A 17,432-nucleotide genomic window follows, 5' to 3' on the forward strand; every position below is an offset into this window, starting at 1 on the left:
GCACAATCAGGTAAATCAGGTAGCCCTCGACCGAGGGACCAAGGAGTAAGTGTGAATAAAGCGTTGAAAGTAGCTGGTTTGAGCTTTGCACTGATGGCTGCCGGCATGGGTTCTGCCTTCGCTGAGACCAAGATTGCCGTGGTCGACATGGGCGAAGTCTTCCAAAAGCTGCCCCAGCGTGAAGCCGTTGCCAAGAAGCTGAAGGGCGAGTTCGAGCCGCGCATGCGTGAACTGCAGAAGCTGGAGTCCGACGGTCAGGCACTGGTCGAGAAGTTCAAGAAGGACGAAGCCTTCATGAGCGCCGAGCAGAAGAAGCAGAGCCAGGAGAAGCTGGCCAAGCTGCAGATGGAGTTCAACCAGAAGCGTCAGGCGTTTGAACAGGACAACGGTCGCCGTCAGTCCGAAGAGCGCAACAAGATCCTGACCAAGGTGCAGGCTGCCATCGACGCCATCGCCAAGAGCAATGGCTACGATCTGGTGCTGGAGCGCAACGCCGCCCCGTATGCAGCCAGCAAGCTGGACATCTCCGGCCAGGTTATTTCTCAGGTTAGCAAGAGCAACTAATTGATGGCATTCACTCTCGCACAGCTGGCCCAGCAACTGGGGGCCGAGGTCCATGGGGATGGGACCCGGGAAATTCGCAAGGTCGCGACACTGGAAAAAGCCGGGGAGGGGGAGATAGCCTTCCTGTCCAACAAGAAGTACCGGCATTTTCTGGAGCAGAGCAAGGCCACTGCCGTGCTCATCACCGAGGCAGACCTGCCGTTTTGCCCCACCAACGCCCTGGTGCTCAAGGACCCCTACGTGGGCTTTGCACGGGTTGCCCAACTGCTGGACACCACCCCGCAGCCGGCCATGGATATCCATCCGAGCGCCGTCATCGCGGCGGACGTGCAACTGGGCGAGAGAGTGGCCATCGGGGCCAATGCGGTGATCGAATCCGGCGTCGTGCTGGGTGACGATGTGCGCATCGGCCCGGGCTGTTTCGTTGGCAAGGATACCCGACTGGGAGCGCGCTCCCGGTTGTGGGCCAACGTCACCCTCTATCACAACGTGACCCTGGGCACGGACTGTCTGGTACAGGCCGGCACCGTGATCGGGGCAGACGGTTTCGGTTATGCCAACGAGCGTGGCGAGTGGATCAAGATCCCCCAGCTCGGCGGCGTGACCATCGGCAACCGGGTCGAGATCGGTGCCTGCACCACCATCGACCGCGGTGCGCTGGAAGATACCCGCATCGCTGACAACGTCATCATCGACAACCAGTGCCAGATCGCCCATAACGTCGAGATCGGCTACGGCACTGCCGTGGCGGGCTCCACCGTGATGGCCGGTAGTCTCAAGGTCGGCAAATACTGTATCATTGGTGGTGCCTCCGTCTTTAACGGGCACATGGAGATCTGCGACCAGGCCACCGTCACCGGCATGGCCATGGTGATGCGTCCCATCACCGAGCCCGGTATCTACTCTTCCGGCATCCCCCTGCAAACCAATAAAGAGTGGCGCAAGACCGCCGCCCGGGTGATGCGTATCGAAGAGATGCACAAGCGGTTGAGCAAGCTTGAGAAAAAGCTGGATCAAGAATAATCACGATTGGTATAGGGTACTGTTTTGACTACTGAAAAGAAGAGCCTGGGCATCCAGGAAATCATGGATCTGCTGCCCCACCGTTATCCGTTCCTGATGGTGGACAAGGTGGAAAACTACGAGATCAGCGATGAGCGCAAGACCCTGCGCGCCATCAAGAACGTCTCGTTCAACGAGCCGATCTTCCAGGGCCACTTCCCGGCCAAGCCGGTCTTCCCCGGCGTGCTGATCCTGGAAGCCATGGCCCAGGCCACCGGTATCCTGGCCTTCACCATGGTGGGCAAGCCGTCCCCCAACGAGCTTTATTACTTTGCCTCCATCGACAATGCCCGCTTCAAGCGCCCGGTGGGCCCCGGCGATCAGCTGGTGCTGGATGTGGAGTTCCTGAAGGAGCGTCGCGGCATCGCCAAGTTCACCGGTGTCGCCACCGTCGACGGTGAAGTGGTCTGTACTGCCGAACTGATGTGCGCCAAGCGCGAGGTATAACCGTGATCGATCAGACTGCCATCATCCACGACACCGCCATCGTCCATGAGTCTGCCGTCATCGGCAAAGGGGTTGAAATCGGCCCCTTCACCGTCATCGGCGCCGAGGTGGAAATCGGTGACAACACCTGGGTGAGCTCCCACGTGGTGATCAAGGGCCCGACCAAGATCGGTCGCGGCAACAAGATCTTCCAGCACACCTCCATCGGTGAGGATTGCCAGGACAAGAAGTACGCCGGCGAGCGCACCTTCCTCGAGATCGGCGACAACAACGTGTTTCGCGAGAACTGCACCGTGCACCGCGGCACCACCCAGGACCAGAGCCTGACCAAGGTGGGTAGCGGCAACCTGTTCATGGTCAACGTTCACGTGGCCCACGACTGCATCATCGGTGACAACTGCATCTTCGCCAACAACGCCACCCTGGCGGGCCATGTGCACATCGGTGACTTCGTGATCTTCGGCGGTCTGTCTGCCATTCACCAGTTCGGCCGCGTCGGCTCTCACGCCTTCGTCGGTGGCTGCGCCGCCCTGAACAAGGACGTGCCGCCCTACGTGATGGCCGCCGGCAACTACGCCAAGCCGTTCGGGGTCAACTCCGAAGGCCTGCGTCGTCGTGGCTTCAGCGCCGAGGCTATCTCCGCCGTCAAGCGCGCCTACAAGGAGATCTTCCGCTCCGGCAAGACCATTGAAGAGGTGTTGCCCGTGCTGAGCGAGATGGCCCAGAGCGAACCGGCCATCCAGCTCTATGTGGATTTCCTCAAGGACAACGAGCGCGGGATCATCCGTGCCTGATCCCATTCGCATCGGCATCGTCGCCGGAGAGACCTCCGGCGACATCCTGGCCGCAGGGCTGGTGCGCGAGCTGCAAGCCCGCTACCCGGATGCGCAGTTCGAAGGGATCGCTGGGCCGCGGATGCAGGCTCTCGGCGTGAAGGCGCTGTTCGAGATGGAGGAGCTCTCCGTCATGGGCATCACCGAGGTGCTGGGCCGTCTGCCCCGCATCCTCCAGGTGCGCCGCGAACTGCTGCGCCACTTCATCGCCAATCCCCCCGACATCTTCGTCGGTGTGGATGCACCGGATTTCAATATCGGGGTGGAGCTGAAACTGCGCCGCGCCGGTATCAAGACGGTCCACTATGTCAGCCCCTCCGTCTGGGCCTGGCGTCAGGGCCGCATTCACAAGATCAAGGCCGCCACCGACATGGTGCTCGCCTTCCTGCCGTTCGAGAAAGCCTTCTACGACCGTTTCGATGCCCCCTGTCGCTTCGTCGGCCATACCATGGCGGACGACATTCCGCTGGTGCCGGATCAAGGGGCGGTGCGCGAGGCCCTCGGCATCGATCCCGCCCGTCGCTGGCTGGCGGTGCTGCCGGGGAGCCGCACGGCGGAAGTGGGCTTCATGGCGCCGGTCTTCCTCGAGGCGTGCAAGCACCTGACGGTGCACAACCCGGATCTCGGTTTCATCGTGCCTCTGGTCAACCAGAAACGGCGCGAGCAGTTCCTCGCCATCAAGGCCGAGGTGGCCCCGGAGCTCGACATGGTGCTGCTGGACGGCCAGGGCCGCGAGGCCATGATCGCCGCCGACGTGGTGATGCTCGCCTCCGGCACCGCGGCCCTCGAGGCCATGCTGGTGAAAAAGCCCATGGTGGTGGGTTACAAGCTCAAACCGTTCAGCTACTTGCTGGCCCAGTGGCTGGTGAAGACGGATTATGTCTCCCTGCCGAACTTGCTGGCGGGCAAGATGCTGGTGCCCGAGCTCATCCAGCACGAGTGCACCCCGGCCAACCTGGTGGAAGAGGTGAGCAAGCTGCTGGACCATGACAACAGCGAGCTCATCGCCACCTTCACCCGGTTGCACGAGAAGATCCGCTGCAATGCGGATGTGCAGGCAGCGGAAGCGGTTGCCGCGCTGCTGGAACGCTAGTGGGCTCTGCCTGTGTGTCAGGCGTGATGTTGTGCTGATACTGGCCCTGCGGGGCCGGTTTTGATTCAAGGCTATGAGATGACGATCGATATTCCCGAAGACAAGCTGATTGCCGGGGTGGACGAAGTGGGTCGCGGCCCCCTGGTGGGTGACGTGGTCACCGCCGCGGTGATCCTGGATCCTGCCAATCCCATCCTTGGCCTCGCCGATTCCAAGAAGCTCTCCGAGAAGAAGCGGCTCGCCCTGTTTGGCGAGATCAAAGAGAAGGCGCTGGCCTATGCCATCGGCCGCGCCAGCCCGGCGGAAATCGACGAGCTCAACATCCTGCACGCCACCATGCTGGCGATGCAGCGCGCCGTGGCGGGGCTCAAGGTGACGCCCGAGCTGGTCTTCATCGACGGCAACCGCTGCCCCAGATTGCCGATGGAGGCCCGCGCCGTGGTCAAGGGTGACAGCCTGGTGGCCGCCATCAGCGCCGCCTCCATCCTCGCCAAGGTGACCCGGGACGCCGAGATGACCGAGCTGGACAGCCGCCATCCCGAGTACGGTTTCGCCCGCCACAAGGGCTACCCGACGGCGGAGCACCTCGCCATTCTGGCCGAACGTGGCCCGCTGCCCGAATACCGTCAGAGCTTCAAGCCGGTGCGCCGCGCCCTGGGGATCGAATAACCGATGCCGATCTGTCTGAACGATTTCTGCTTGCGCAATGAGAGGGCGTGACCATGGCTGATCCCCGTTTCATCCACCTGAGGGTGCACTCCGACTTCTCCATGGTCGACGGCCTGCAGAAGATCGGTCCCATCGTCTCCGCTGCCGCCGCCAACAACATGCCGGCCCTGGCCCTGACGGACCAGATGAACATGTGCGGCCTGGTGCGCTTCTACGGCTCTGCCCACGGCAAGGGGATCAAGCCCCTGGTCGGGGCGGATTTCTGGGTGCAGAGCGACGAGCTTGGGGACGAGCAGTTTCGCCTCACCCTGCTCGCCATGGACAACGACGGCTACCAGAACATCACCCTGCTCATCTCCCGCGGCTATCAGCGCGGTCATGTGCAGGGGCGCCCCGTCATCGACAAGGCCTGGCTTGGCGAACATGCCAAGGGGGTGATCGTCCTCTCCGGCGGGCGCGAGGGGGATGTGGGCAAGTTCCTGCTCAAGGGCAACCGCCAGATGGTGGAGCATTGCCTCGCCTTCTACCAGACCCACTTCCCGGATGCCTACTACCTGGAGCTGCTGCGTACCGGCCGCCCGGACGAGGAGGTCTACCTCCACATGGCGGTGGCCATTGCCACCGAGTTCGAACTGCCGGTGGTGGCCACCAACGAGGTGGTGTTCCTCACCGCCGATGACTTCGATGCCCACGAGATCCGGGTCGCCATCCACGACGGCTACACCCTGATGGACAAGCGCCGACCGCGCCGCTACAGCCCCCAGCAGTACCTGCGCAGTCAGGAGGAGATGGCGGAGCTGTTTGCTGACATCCCGGAAGCCCTGGAAAACACGGTGGAGATCGCCAAGCGCTGCAACGTGACGGTGCGCCTTGGCGAGTATTTCCTGCCCAACTTCCCCACCGGCGACATGACCACCGAAGACTTCCTGGTCATGAAGTCGAAGGAAGGGCTGGAGGAGCGGCTGGCCTTCCTGTTCCCGGATCCGGCGGTGCGGGCCGAGCGTCGTCCCGAGTATGACGAGCGTCTCGACATCGAGCTGAAAGTGATCAACCAGATGGGCTTCCCGGGTTACTTCCTCATCGTGATGGAGTTTATCCAGTGGTCCAAGGACAACGGCATCCCCGTCGGTCCGGGCCGGGGCTCGGGGGCGGGGTCGCTGGTGGCCTACGCCCTCAAGATCACCGATCTCGATCCGCTGGAATTTGACCTGCTGTTCGAACGTTTCCTGAACCCCGAGCGGGTCTCCATGCCCGACTTCGACGTCGACTTCTGCATGGACAGGCGCGATGAGGTGATCGATCACGTCTCCGAGATGTATGGCCGGGAGGCGGTATCCCAGATCATCACCTTCGGCAGCATGGCAGCCAAGGCGGTGGTGCGGGACGTTGGCCGGGTGCTGGGCCACGCCTACGGCTTTGTCGATCGCATCTCCAAGCTGATCCCGCCCGACCCCGGCATGACCCTGGCCAAGGCGTTCGAAGCCGAGCCCAAGCTGCCCGAGCTCTACGAGCAGGACGAGGAGGTCAAGGACCTCATCGACATGGCGCGCCGCCTCGAAGGGGTGGTGCGCAACGCCGGCAAGCACGCCGGTGGCGTGGTGATCGCGCCCACCAAGATCACCGACTTCGCGCCGCTCTATTGCGACGACGAGGGGCATCACCCGGTCACCCAGTTCGACAAGAACGACGTGGAGTACGCGGGCCTGGTGAAGTTCGACTTCCTGGGGCTGCGAACGCTCACCATCATCGATTGGGCCCTTGGCATGATAAACCCCCGTCTTGCCAAAGAGGGCAAGCCGCCGGTGGACATCGCCGCCATCCCCATCGACGACAAGAAGTCGTTCGCCCTCTTGCAGCGTTTCGAGACCACGGCGGTGTTTCAGCTCGAATCCCGCGGCATGAAGGACCTCATCAAGCGGCTGCAGCCCGACTGCTTCGAAGACATGATCGCGCTGGTGGCCCTGTTCCGCCCGGGCCCGCTCCAGTCGGGCATGGTGGACAACTTCATCGAGCGCAAACACGGCAAGGAGGCCATCTCCTACCCGGACGAGAAGTGGCAGCACGAGAGCCTCAAACCCATACTCGAGCCCACCTACGGCATCATCCTCTACCAGGAGCAGGTGATGCAGATCGCCCAGACCCTGGCGGGGTATACCCTGGGTGGCGCGGACATGCTGCGCCGGGCCATGGGCAAGAAAAAACCCGAAGAGATGGCCAAGCAGCGGGCGGGCTTCGAGGAGGGGGCGGTCAAGAACGGCGTCGACGGCGAACTGGCGATGAAGATCTTCGATCTGGTGGAGAAGTTTGCGGGCTACGGCTTCAACAAGTCCCACTCCGCTGCCTATGCGCTGGTCTCCTACCAGACCCTCTGGCTCAAGACCCATTTCCCGGCGGAGTTCATGGCGGCGGTGATGACCGCGGACATGGACAACACCGACAAGATAGTGACCCTGGTGGACGAGTGTCAGCGCATGGGGCTGACTGTGATCCCGCCGGACGTCAACACCGGTCGCTACCGCTTCAGCGTCAACGAGGACGGCCACATCGTCTACGGCATCGGCGCGGTGAAGGGAGTAGGGGAAGGGCCCATCGAGGCGATCCTGGACGCGCGGGATCGGGACGGTCCATTCCGCGACCTGTTCGATTTCTGCAACCGGGTCGACATCAAGAAGCTCAACAAGCGGGTGATGGAGAAGCTCATCCTCTCCGGCGCCATGGACAGGCTCGGCCCCCACCGCGCCGCCCTGATGGCGACCCTGGAGGAGGCGATGCGCGCCGCCGAGCAGCACGCCAAGGCCCAGGCGGTGGGGCAGGTCGACATGTTCGGCGTGCTCACCGAAGAGATCGACGACGTCAAGAAGGCGTTCGCCAACGTGCCGCACTGGCCCGACAAGGTGTGGCTGGAAGGGGAGCGCGAGACCCTCGGGCTCTACCTCACCGGTCACCCCATCAACCAGTACAGCAGCGAGCTGCGGCGCTACACCTCGGGCCGACTGTGCGATCTGCATCCCACCTCCCGCGATACCGTGACCACGGCGGCGGGGTTGGTGATCGCGGCGCGCAGCATGGTGACCAAGCGCGGCAACAAGATGGGGATCTTCACCCTGGACGACAGATCCGGCCGTCTGGATGTGACCCTTTTCAGTGAAGCGCTGGAAAAATACGAAGAATTGATGCAAAAAGACCGTATTTTAGTGGTTTCTGGACAGGTCAGCTTTGATGACTTCTCCGGTGGCCTTAAAATGTCGGCCCGCGAGTTGCTGGATATCAACGATGCGAGGGAGCGTTTTGCCAGGGCAATCCGCATCTCCCTCGATGAACAACGCATTGACGAGCGCTTTTTCCCGCGTTTGTGCGAGATTTTGGAGCCCGCCCGTGCCGGAGTCTGTCCGGTTCAGGTAAACTATCGTCGCCCCGGTTCCCGGGTGCGATTGACGCTCGGTACCGAGTGGCGGGTGACGCCCACCGATCAACTGATAGATGACTTGCGAGTCCTGCTTGGACGAGAGCGGGTTGAATTGGTTTTTGATTAGAGGATCTATTGTCCCTATGAGTCTTTTTCTGGATTTTGAACAGCCGATCGCCGAGTTGCAGGCACAGATCGATGAACTGCGCCATGTGAGCGAGCACAACAGTGCCGTGGATCTCAGCGAAGACATTCGCCGGCTGGAGAAGAAAAACGAAGAGCTGACCAAGAAGATCTTCGGCGATCTGGGTGCCTGGCAGGTATCCCAGATGGCACGTCATCCCCAGCGCCCCTACACCCTCGACTACATCGAGCAGATCTTCACCGATTTCGACGAGCTGGCCGGGGATCGCGCCTATGCCGATGACAAGGCCATCGTCGGCGGCATCGCCCGTCTCGACGGCGAGCCCGTGATGATCATCGGTCACCAGAAGGGTCGCGAGACCAAGGAGAAGATCAAGCGCAACTTCGGCATGCCGCGCCCGGAAGGGTACCGCAAGGCCCTGCGCCTGATGGAGATGGCCGAGCGCTTCAAGATGCCGATCATCACCTTCATCGACACCCCGGGTGCCTACCCCGGCGTGGGCGCCGAGGAGCGTGGCCAGTCCGAAGCCATCGCCCGCAACCTGAAAGTCATGGCCGGCCTGACCGTGCCGGTGGTCTGCACCGTGATCGGTGAAGGCGGCTCCGGCGGCGCCCTCGCCATCGGCGTGGGCGATCGGGTCAACATGCTGCAGTACTCCACCTACTCCGTCATCTCCCCGGAAGGGTGCGCCTCCATCCTGTGGAAGAGCGCCGAGAAGGCCTCGGTGGCGGCGGATGCCATGGGCATCACCGCCCAGCGCCTGAAGGAGCTGAAGCTCATCGACAACATCGTCGAGGAGCCTCTCGGCGGTGCCCACCGCGACGTGGAGAAGATGGCCAAGCACCTGAAAGCGCGCATCAAGCAGGATCTGGATGCCCTGCGCCCCCTCGACAGCGAGCAACTGCTGGAGCAGCGCTACCAGCGTCTGCTGGGTTACGGCTACTGCTGATCTGCCGCTTCCAATAAAAAGTCCCCGCATGCGGGGACTTTTTTTATGGGCGACGTTTGTGGGGGGACGCCGGGCGGGCCTCAGGAGGCGGTCAGCACCCGGTGCATGGGGGCGGAAGCACGCCCTCCGGCAGGGCTCAGGGCCCGCCACTCCCGCCACAGCAGCCAGCACAGGGGGGGCGTCAGCAGCAGCACGGTGGCGGGCTGTGCCATCAAGACCCCGTCGCGCCCCCACCAGAGGGGCAGCAGGAAGATGAGGGGCAGCAGCAGCACCGTCTTGGCCACGGAGATGACGAGGGCCTGGCGGGTGCGGGCCATGGCCTGCAACAGCACGATGCCGAACATGACGATCCCCTCCAGGGGCAGGGCAGCGAGGTTGAGGGTCAGGCTGCTGATGGCGGCGGCGAGCAGCTCTGCGTCCTGATCCCCGGTGTAGAGCATGGCGACCGGCTGCGGCAGCAGCTGGACAATCAGCCAGACCCCCAGGCCATAGACCAGGGTGATCTTGAGCCCCATCGCCATCAGGAACTGGAGGTCGCGATGGCGGCCGGCCCCGGCTGCCTGGCTCACCAGGGGCTGGATGCCAAACGCCAGTCCCTGCAGGATGACGATGAAGACTGCCTCCGTGTATCCCGCCACGGTGAAGCCCGCCAGATCCTTGACCGTGCCGTGCATCATCAGCTGGCTGTTGTGCAGCAGCAACAGTAGCCCCAGGTTGAACTGGGCGATGAGGCTCGGCAGCCCGGTGAAGAGCAGGCCGGGCATGGCCGGGAAGCGGGGCACCAGCTGGCGCCAGGTCAGCCGCAACCGGGCGTGGCGGGTGAAGAAGTACCCCAGGCCGAGCAGGCTGACCACGGCCTCCGAGAGGAGGGTGGCCTGGGCCGTGCCGGTGAGGCCGAGCCCGAGCCGGCCCACCATGATGTAGTTGAGCAGGATGTTGAGGAGGGCGCCGCCGCTCACCAGTACCATGGCGAGGCGAGGGCGGCCGTCGTTGCGAAGCAGGTAGGGCACCGCCAGGTTGCTGGCGAGCAGCAGGGTGCCACCGCCAATCCAGGTGAGGTAGTCGCTGGCCTGCTGCCAGGTGTCGGTGCCGGGGGCCATTCCCAGGGCCTGCAGGATATCGGTGTGCCAGTGGTGCAGCAGCAGCGGCGCTACCGTGCCCAGGATCAGCAGCAGCCAGAGGGCGCTGACCAGAGCCTGGCGGGCCAGAGCGAGGTTCCTGGCGCCCTGCTGGAAGGAGATGGCGGTGGCGGCCCCCATGGCGATCATGGCGGCGAGGCCGATGAGCACCATGATGACCGGATAGACCAGGTTGATGCCGGCAAGGCCGGCGGCCCCCACGTAGTGGCCGACGAAGATGCCGTCTACCAGGTAGTAGGCGCCGGAGACCAGCATGGCCATGACGGAGGGGAGGGCATAGCCCCAGAAACGGCGGGCCATGGCCCGTTGACGCAGGCGGAAGTAGGCGGACATATCTGTACTCGGGAAAAGGGCCGGAATCGAGCAGACAGTCTAGTTTCTTATGGTTTAATTGATAATCAGGCTTTCATTTGATGAATTGCTGAATTTATTTCATCAATCAGCGGATCCTGTGATACTCCTTCAACATGTCGATCAGGGCTCGCAGCCCTTGCCCCAGCTGGTGCCGGCCCGGATAGAAGAGGTTGAACCCGGCAAAGCTGGGGCTCCAGTCATCCAGCACGCTCACCAGCCGCCCCGATGCCAGGGCGTCGAACACCTCCCCCTCATGGCAGTAGGCAAGCCCGAGCCCCGCCTCGGCCGCCCCCAGGTAGAGCGCGGGCGTGCTGGTGGTGAGCGGGCCCGTCACTTCGATCTCCAGCAGTTCCCCCTCGGCGGCAAAGGCCCAGCGATAGTGGTGATGGGGCGTGAGCCGGTAGCCGATGCAGTCGTGCTGGCGCAGATCCGAGGGGTGGCGAGGGGTGCCACGCCGTGCCAGATAGTCGGGGGAGCCCACCACCAGATAGCGCTGCTGCGGGCCCAGGGGAACCGAGATCATCTCCTGGGGCAGCAGGTCGCCGTAGAAGAGGGCGGCGTCGTAGCCATCCTCGATGAGGCGGGGCATCAGCTCCAGCTCCTCCACCTCCACCTGCATGCGCGGGTAGCGCACCAGATAGTCGATGAGCACCGGGGCCAGCACCTCCTGGATGGCGGCTCGGGGGGCACAGAGCCTGAGCCTGCCCACGGGTTCGCCCGCGTGGCGCGTCAGCTCCGCCAGCGCCGCCTCCAGTTGCCCCAGGGTCGGCAGTACCTGGGCCAGCAGCCGTTCGCCCGCCTCGGTCGGCACCACGGCCCGGGTGCTGCGATTGAGCAGCCTGACGGCCAGGCGACTCTCCAGCCCTTTGAGGGCATGACTCAGGGCCGAGGCGGAGACCCCGAGCTCGAGGGCGGCCTTGCTGAAACTGCGGTGACGGGCGACGGCGGCAAACACGGCCAGCTCGGCGAGATCGGTGCGGGAGAGGGTCATGGTCGGTACGCAGAAAAGGGGCGGACACAAAGGGTACGCCATGGGGCGACGGGAGACAATCGGGGGGCAATGAGGGGGTTGTGACAAAATTGTTGCGCGTCTCAAGGTGAGGTGGATCACACCAAAAAGTTTATATGTTAAAAAAAAATCGCAATATGGCGATTCAAGTGTGATCTGAAGCGACGGAAAGGCGATTCCAATCAAACTTTGGTTGATTAATTCAAAAAAACGCTGTGATTAATAGTGCCTTTTAACTAGAGTCATCTCATCGGATGAGGTGAGCGTTATCCCGTTGTTAACGAGCGAGCACGATCCCCTCTGTATTACGACTCCCCGCCCGTGTTTGTTGCAATCAGGTTGCCACAGGGAGTGGCGGCCGGATGGCCGGGGCGGAGGAACAAACAGGACGAATAGCTGGAGTTCCAGGGAAAGGAACCGGGCCCAGGCCCACTGACAAGTTAAGATCCCACTTTCCTTGATGACAGGAACACCCCTATGTCTGACATGAACATTGCAGTTGAAGGCAGCTTGAGCAAAGCCTCCTCCCGTGGCATCAACAAGGCCGACGTGGTCTGGATGCTGGGTCTGTACGGTACCGCCATCGGCGCCGGTGTCCTCTTCCTGCCGATCAATGCCGGTGTCGGTGGCCTGTGGCCGCTGGTCGCCATGCTGATCCTGGCCCTGCCGCTGACCTTCTTCGCCCACCGTGGCCTGACCCGCTTCGTGCTGTCCGGCTCCACCCGTGACGGCGACATCACCGAGGTGGTGGAAGAGCACTTCGGCAAGACCGCAGGCAAGTTCATCACCCTGCTCTACTTCTTCGCCATCTACCCCATCCTGCTGATGTACTCCGTGGCCATTACCAACACCGTCGAGAGCCTGATGGTGCACCAGCTGGGCATGACGGCACCTCCCCGTGCCATCCTCTCCCTGGTGCTGATCCTGGGCCTGATGGCGATCGTTCGCCTGGGCGGCCAGGTCATCGTCAAGGCGATGAGCGTGCTGGTCTTCCCGTTCGTGGTCACCCTGATGGGCCTGGCGGTCTACCTGATCCCGCACTGGAACGGTGCCATCATCACCGAAGCCCCGGCGCTGGGTGAGGCCTTCAATGGTGACTTCATCAAGACCCTGTGGCTGGCCATCCCGGTGATGGTGTTCTCCTTCAACCACTCCCCGATCATCTCCTCCTTCGCGGTGGACAACAAAGGCCGCTACGGCGCCAACGCCGAGAAGAAGTGCAGCAACATCCTGCTGGGCGCCCACGTCATGATGGTGATGACAGTGATGTTCTTCGTGTTCAGCTGCGTGCTGAGCCTCTCCCCGGCTGACCTGGCGGCGGCCAAGGAGCAGAACATCTCCATCCTCTCCTACCTGGCCAACCACTTCGACAACCCGGTGATCGCCACCGTGGCACCGCTCATCGCCATGGTTGCCATCAGCAAGTCCTTCCTGGGTCACTACCTGGGTGCGCAAGAGGGCATGAACGGCCTGATGGCCAAGTCCCTGCGCGAGAAGGGCAAGAACGTCGACGTCAAGCAGCTGAACAAGGTGACCGCGGTCTTCATGATCCTGACCACCTGGGCCGTGGCCACCATCAACCCGAGCATCCTCGGCATGATTGAAGATCTGGGCGGCCCCATCATCGCCATGCTGCTCTTCCTGATGCCGATGTACGCCATCGCCAAGGTACCGGCCATGCGCAAATATGCCGGCAACCTCAGCAACGGCTTCGTCACCCTCATCGGCCTCATCGCCATGTCCGGCATCATCTACAAGCTGATTGCCTGATGACAGCGTTCATCCCTGTGAGAAAGCCGCCCCCCGGGGCGGTTTTTTTATGGGCACAAATGCTTAACAAAGCGGTGGTGGCGGCCTAACATGGCGGGATGTTTTTCTAGACGGGACAACAGGATATGTCTGGGTTGAAAAAGGATCTCGGGCTCTGGCAGGGGATGGGGCTGCTCGCCACCTCCCTGCTCGGTACCGGGATCTTCGTGGTACCGGCCACCGCCGCCTCGCTGGCGGGAGGGGCGTCGCTGTGGGCCTGGTTGCTGCTGATTGCCCTGGTGCTGCCTATCGCCTTTACCTTCGCCCGCCTTGGGCGGCGTTATCCCCACGCGGGTGGCGCCCCCCATCTGATTGGCCTCGCCTTTGGCAACGGCGCCGAGCGCTTCTCCGCTTTCCTCTTTCTGGCGGTGCTGCCGGTGGGCCTGCCTGCTGCCCTCACCATCGCCGCCGGTTTCTGGCACGCCCTGTTCGACATGGGGGAGTGGACCCTCTGGGGCATCCAGCTGCTTACCCTGCTCGGGGTCTTTCTGCTGGGGCTGCGGGGAGCGCGCTCCTCCGGCAACCTGCAACTGCTGATCGCCCTGGCCATTCTGGGGCTCACCCTGCTTATCTGGGTCAAGGGGGATCTCAGCTGGCGCGATGCCGCCCAGCCTCTGCCAACGGCGAGCGAGTGGCCCGCCATGGGCTCGGCGCTGGCGGTGATGTTCTGGTGTTTCGTGGGGCTCGAGGCCTTCGCCCACATGGGGGAGGAGTTCAAGCGGCCAGAGCGGGACTACCCCCTTGCCCTGCTGGGGGGCGTGCTGCTGGCGGGGCTCATCTACTGGGTGCACTCGCTGGTGGTGCTCAAATATGACCTCTACGGGGACGAGGCGACCAATGCCACCGCCATTCCGGCCCTGCTCTCCCTGTTGTTCGGCCCCACCGCCAAGTGGCTGGTGGCGGTGCTGGGCTATCTCTCCTGCTTCGCCAGCATCAACATCTACCTGCAAGGTTTTGCGCGCCTTATCTGGAGCATGGCGCGGGAGGGCAAACTGCCGGTCTCCCTCTCTCGCCTCTCGGCCCGGGGCGCTCCCCTGCATGCCCTTGCCTGGGTGCTCGCCATCTGTTTCGTCTCCATCACCCTGATCCTCTGGTTACGTCTGCCCCTCGATGCGTTGATCCGCTACGCCAATGGCAACTTCGTGCTGGTCTATCTGCTCTGCATGGCGGCCGGCTGGCGCTTGTTGTCGGGTACCGGCAAGGGGCTGGCGGGCCTCAGCGTGCTGCTCTGTGCCTTGGTGCTGCTGGCCCTCGCCACCCAGGTGCTCTATGCCGTCGTGCTGAGCCTGGGGTATGGCGGCTTCTCCCTGTGGCGGCGCAGACGCCGCCGCTCGGCGTCCGATGAGGGTGTCTGCGCCATCAAGTAACTCCCGAAAAAAAGCCCCGCAGTGCGGGGCTTGTTGTTGCGGGTCACAGGCTGGCGGGCAGGTCGCTGCGCAAGATGGCGTAGTGGCGCAGGGAGATGAAGCCATCCCCCTTGCGCTCGCACTCCCGCGCCGTTCCCTCGTAGTGAAAACCGGCCCGCTCCAGCAGGCGGGCGGAGGGGCGGTTGGGCTCCTCCACCACCGCCATAAGCCGGTGCAGGTCGGTGGTGCGGTAAGTGAGCGGCAGCCAGAGTTGCAGCGCCGCGCTCATCACCCCCTTGCCCCAGTGTTCGGGATAGAGCCAGTAGCCCAGCTCGGCACACCGGTGAGTCGGGTCGGCATCGTTGTAGCCGATGGCCCCCAGCGGTTCGTCCGTGTGCCGGTCGCGAATGAGATGCCAGGCGCCACGGCCGGTGCGGGTCAGCTCGGCATACCAATCCATCTGTGCCCGGCATGCCGCCAGGCTGTCGTAGCTGACGCCGTAGTAGGCGACGACCCGGGGATCGGAGAGGCCGCGGAAGATATGGGGCAGGTCGGTGTCGGTGACGGGATCCAGCCTGATGTGGGGTGGTGCTGATGTCATGATGACTCCTTGCGGCCAGCCGTGGCTGGCCGCGTGTGTTGCGTCATAAGAGATAGATGATCCGGGCTGGCGTCAGGCAAAGCCGAGGCGCTCGGCAAGGTGCGCCAGCTCGTCACGCCACTGCTGCTGCAGGCGCGGGGTCTGGTGCCTGGGCTTGCGGGCCAGATCGGCGGCGAGCAGGGCATCGAGCTCATACCAGCGTGCCAGCAGCGCCTCTTCGTCATCCCCCGTGGCGGCCGCGGTCTGCGGGTCACCTGATCGAGCCGGGCTGCCCGCCTGCGGCAAGGGGGCATCGCCCAGCAGCTCGGCATAGGCCCGCTCGGCACTGTGAGCCTCCTGGATGCGCCCGTCCTGTATCAGCCAGAAGCGGTTGCAACTGCGCTCGATCAGCTCCCGGTCGTGGGAGACCAGCAGCACGCCCCCCGGGAAGGCGGCAATCGCCTCGGCCAGCTCCTCCTTGCCCGCCAGATCCAGGTGGTTGGTGGGTTCGTCGAGCCAGAGCATGTGGTGGCTGCCGAGGGACAGGGCGAGAAACAGCAGCCGTGCCCGCTCGCCCCCGCTCAGGGTGTGCACCTGCTGGCCGTGGCGGGCATAGGGGAAGCCCGCCCGGATCAGCGCCTGTCGCCGCGTCACCTCAGGCAGAGGGGCCAGGGGGTACAGCGCGTCGCTCAGGGTGGCGTCGTCAGCCAGCTGCTGCAGGGACTGATCGTAATAGGCGATGCTGGCGCCGGGGTGGCAGTACCAGCCCGCCTGCGGACTCAGGTCAGTCAGTTCGCGCCAGCACTGGCGCAGCAGGGAGGACTTGCCGGTGCCGTTGGCACCGAGCAGGGCAACCCTGTCCCCCGCTCGCAGCCAGAGCCCCTCGGCACGCAGCAGCGGCGGCAGTGCCGATGCCGGCGATACGTCGAGGGCCTCCAGTCGCAGCAGGGTGTCGGCAGGCAGGCTCACTCCGCGCAGCTCGAGCCGCCAGGGGGCCAGCGCCGCCACCTGGCTCTGCTCCTCCTGCAGGCGGGCGATGCGCTTTTCCATGGACTTGGCCTGGCGCACCAGCTTCTCGTTGTCATGCTCCCGCCCCCAGATGGCGAGGCGCTTGCTGCTGGCGCTCAGGCGGTCTATCTCCTTTTGCTCATCCGCCCGGCGCAGGCGGGCCTGCTCATCCTCGGCAGCCAGCGCCGCCCTGGCCTGGCTGCAGGGCAGGGCGAAGCGGTGCAACTGGCCATCTCGCAGGATCAGGGTCTGATCCGTGACGCGGTCCAGCAGGCGAGCGTCGTGGGAGACCAGCACGAAGGCGCCGCGCCAGCCCAGCAGAAACTGCTCGAGCCAGAGCAGGGCGGGCAAGTCCAGGTGGTTGCTGGGCTCATCGAGCAGCAGCAGGTTGGGTTGGCGCAGCAGGGCGCGCCCTATCTGCAGCCGGCTGTGCTGGCCACCGCTCAGTGCACTGACCGGCAACGTGGCCTGGGCCTCCAGCTGCAGTTCGGCCAGCAGCTTGTCCACCTGCCATTCGGCGGCGGGGTCATTGCCCAGTGCATCCAGCAGCACGGCGCGGGTGCTGAGGGTGGAAAGCCCGGCGGGCAGTTGCTGGGCCACGAACTCGCAGCGGCAGGCGGCGGCCTGCACGACCCGGCCGGCCTGGGGCGTGCGCTCGCCCGCCAGCAGCGCGAGCAATGTGCTCTTGCCGCAGCCGTTGGCGCCGATCAGGCCGAGTCGGTCGCCTGCGCGAATGCCGAGTTCGAGATGGTCAAATAAGGGAAGGTGCCCCGCACTCATCTGCAGGGAATGGGTACTCATCAGGGTTGTCATGCTCTTGCTCTCTTAAATCGCGGGATAGGAAATCCCTGTCATCAGGAGCGCTGGCGACAACGGCAGAGTCGAGAAAGGTCTCGGTATGGAAGGGAGTCGGCTTTGCTCGAACCCGCTATCGCAGCGCGATGGTATGCAGGCAAGAGCACTTGAATGTGCCGAACAGGCGAGCCGAGAACATCGGACACGCTTGGATAACCATTTTT

The 17,432-nt window shown here is 63.8% G+C and carries 14 protein-coding genes; 10 read left to right on the forward strand and 4 right to left on the reverse strand.

The window, feature by feature from the left end:
• The first annotated feature begins 51 nt into the window (after window positions 1-51).
• The 8 genes from BN1120_RS08060 to accA all read left to right on the forward strand — a co-directional run bounded on the left by BN1120_RS08060 (window position 52) and on the right by accA (window position 9,168).
• Window positions 52-564, forward strand: a complete 513-nt coding sequence (locus tag BN1120_RS08060; RefSeq protein WP_029313943.1) for an OmpH/Skp family outer membrane protein — start codon at window positions 52-54, stop codon at window positions 562-564.
• Window positions 565-567: 3 nt separating this feature from the next.
• The gene (lpxD, locus tag BN1120_RS08065) at window positions 568-1,587 is read left to right on the forward strand and encodes a UDP-3-O-(3-hydroxymyristoyl)glucosamine N-acyltransferase (protein ID WP_039039449.1); all 1,020 of its coding nucleotides are present in this window, start codon (window positions 568-570) and stop codon (window positions 1,585-1,587) included.
• 24 nt (window positions 1,588-1,611) lie between these two features.
• Window positions 1,612-2,073: a 3-hydroxyacyl-ACP dehydratase FabZ gene (gene fabZ, locus BN1120_RS08070; RefSeq protein WP_010673414.1), complete on the forward strand. Its 462-nt coding sequence runs from the start codon at window positions 1,612-1,614 to the stop codon at window positions 2,071-2,073.
• 2 nt (window positions 2,074-2,075) lie between these two features.
• Complete coding sequence (gene lpxA, locus BN1120_RS08075) at window positions 2,076-2,867, forward strand: acyl-ACP--UDP-N-acetylglucosamine O-acyltransferase (RefSeq protein ID WP_010673415.1); 792 nt, start codon at window positions 2,076-2,078, stop codon at window positions 2,865-2,867.
• A complete protein-coding gene (gene lpxB, locus BN1120_RS08080; protein ID WP_042015544.1) occupies window positions 2,860-3,999 on the forward strand; it encodes a lipid-A-disaccharide synthase in 1,140 nt (379 codons plus the stop codon). The genes lpxA and lpxB overlap by 8 nt, the downstream gene beginning before the upstream one ends.
• 78 nt (window positions 4,000-4,077) lie before the next feature.
• A complete protein-coding gene (rnhB, locus tag BN1120_RS08085) occupies window positions 4,078-4,668 on the forward strand; it encodes a ribonuclease HII (protein WP_039039433.1) in 591 nt (196 codons plus the stop codon).
• Window positions 4,669-4,721: 53 nt separating this feature from the next.
• Window positions 4,722-8,201 carry a DNA polymerase III subunit alpha gene (dnaE, locus tag BN1120_RS08090; RefSeq protein WP_042015569.1) on the forward strand — a complete coding sequence of 1,160 codons (3,480 nt, stop codon included), beginning with the start codon at window positions 4,722-4,724 and terminating at the stop codon, window positions 8,199-8,201.
• Between the two features lie 16 nt (window positions 8,202-8,217).
• A complete protein-coding gene (gene accA, locus BN1120_RS08095) occupies window positions 8,218-9,168 on the forward strand; it encodes an acetyl-CoA carboxylase carboxyl transferase subunit alpha (protein WP_010673419.1) in 951 nt (316 codons plus the stop codon).
• An 80-nt stretch (window positions 9,169-9,248) separates the two neighbouring features.
• Here the strand turns inward: accA and BN1120_RS08100 are convergent, their stop codons facing one another.
• Together BN1120_RS08100 and BN1120_RS08105 are read right to left on the reverse strand one after the other, a co-directional pair.
• Window positions 9,249-10,640, reverse strand: a complete 1,392-nt coding sequence (locus tag BN1120_RS08100; RefSeq protein WP_042015547.1) for an MATE family efflux transporter — start codon at window positions 10,638-10,640, stop codon at window positions 9,249-9,251.
• Between the two features lie 106 nt (window positions 10,641-10,746).
• Complete coding sequence (locus BN1120_RS08105; RefSeq protein ID WP_039039436.1) at window positions 10,747-11,652, reverse strand: LysR family transcriptional regulator; 906 nt, start codon at window positions 11,650-11,652, stop codon at window positions 10,747-10,749.
• Between the two features lie 495 nt (window positions 11,653-12,147).
• On the opposite strand from BN1120_RS08105, the gene BN1120_RS08110 reads away from it, so the two are divergent.
• Window positions 12,148-13,440 carry an HAAAP family serine/threonine permease gene (locus BN1120_RS08110; protein ID WP_039039437.1) on the forward strand — a complete coding sequence of 431 codons (1,293 nt, stop codon included), beginning with the start codon at window positions 12,148-12,150 and terminating at the stop codon, window positions 13,438-13,440.
• Between the two features lie 125 nt (window positions 13,441-13,565).
• Window positions 13,566-14,846 carry an L-methionine/branched-chain amino acid transporter gene (yjeH, locus tag BN1120_RS08115; RefSeq protein ID WP_042015548.1) on the forward strand — a complete coding sequence of 427 codons (1,281 nt, stop codon included), beginning with the start codon at window positions 13,566-13,568 and terminating at the stop codon, window positions 14,844-14,846.
• A gap of 43 nt (window positions 14,847-14,889) precedes the next feature.
• Here yjeH and BN1120_RS08120 read toward each other — a convergent pair whose 3' ends face one another.
• Together BN1120_RS08120 and BN1120_RS08125 are read right to left on the reverse strand one after the other, a co-directional pair.
• Entirely contained in the window at window positions 14,890-15,426 is a 537-nt protein-coding gene (locus BN1120_RS08120) for a GNAT family N-acetyltransferase (RefSeq protein ID WP_042015550.1), read from the reverse strand.
• A gap of 72 nt (window positions 15,427-15,498) precedes the next feature.
• On the reverse strand, window positions 15,499-17,226 hold the full coding sequence (locus BN1120_RS08125; RefSeq protein WP_042015551.1) for an ABC-F family ATP-binding cassette domain-containing protein: 1,728 nt from the start codon (window positions 17,224-17,226) through the stop codon (window positions 15,499-15,501).
• Window positions 17,227-17,432: the final 206 nt, after the last annotated feature.

The sequence above is a fragment of the Aeromonas caviae genome (assembly GCF_000819785.1).
Classification (GTDB): Bacteria; Pseudomonadota; Gammaproteobacteria; order Enterobacterales; family Aeromonadaceae; genus Aeromonas; species Aeromonas caviae.

Bases quoted from the DNA above. Each gene is read 5' to 3' on its own strand.
- yjeH (WP_042015548.1), top strand. From the start codon at position 13,566: ATGTCTGGGTTGAAAAAGGATCTCGGGCTCTGGCAGGGGATGGGGCTG.
- dnaE (WP_042015569.1), top strand. From the start codon at position 4,722: ATGGCTGATCCCCGTTTCATCCACCTGAGGGTGCACTCCGACTTCTCC.
- BN1120_RS08120 (WP_042015550.1), bottom strand. From the start codon at position 15,426: ATGACATCAGCACCACCCCACATCAGGCTGGATCCCGTCACCGACACC.
- lpxD (WP_039039449.1), top strand. From the start codon at position 568: ATGGCATTCACTCTCGCACAGCTGGCCCAGCAACTGGGGGCCGAGGTC.
- BN1120_RS08125 (WP_042015551.1), bottom strand. From the start codon at position 17,226: ATGACAACCCTGATGAGTACCCATTCCCTGCAGATGAGTGCGGGGCAC.
- rnhB (WP_039039433.1), top strand. From the start codon at position 4,078: ATGACGATCGATATTCCCGAAGACAAGCTGATTGCCGGGGTGGACGAA.
- accA (WP_010673419.1), top strand. From the start codon at position 8,218: ATGAGTCTTTTTCTGGATTTTGAACAGCCGATCGCCGAGTTGCAGGCA.
- BN1120_RS08105 (WP_039039436.1), bottom strand. From the start codon at position 11,652: ATGACCCTCTCCCGCACCGATCTCGCCGAGCTGGCCGTGTTTGCCGCC.
- BN1120_RS08100 (WP_042015547.1), bottom strand. From the start codon at position 10,640: ATGTCCGCCTACTTCCGCCTGCGTCAACGGGCCATGGCCCGCCGTTTC.
- BN1120_RS08110 (WP_039039437.1), top strand. From the start codon at position 12,148: ATGTCTGACATGAACATTGCAGTTGAAGGCAGCTTGAGCAAAGCCTCC.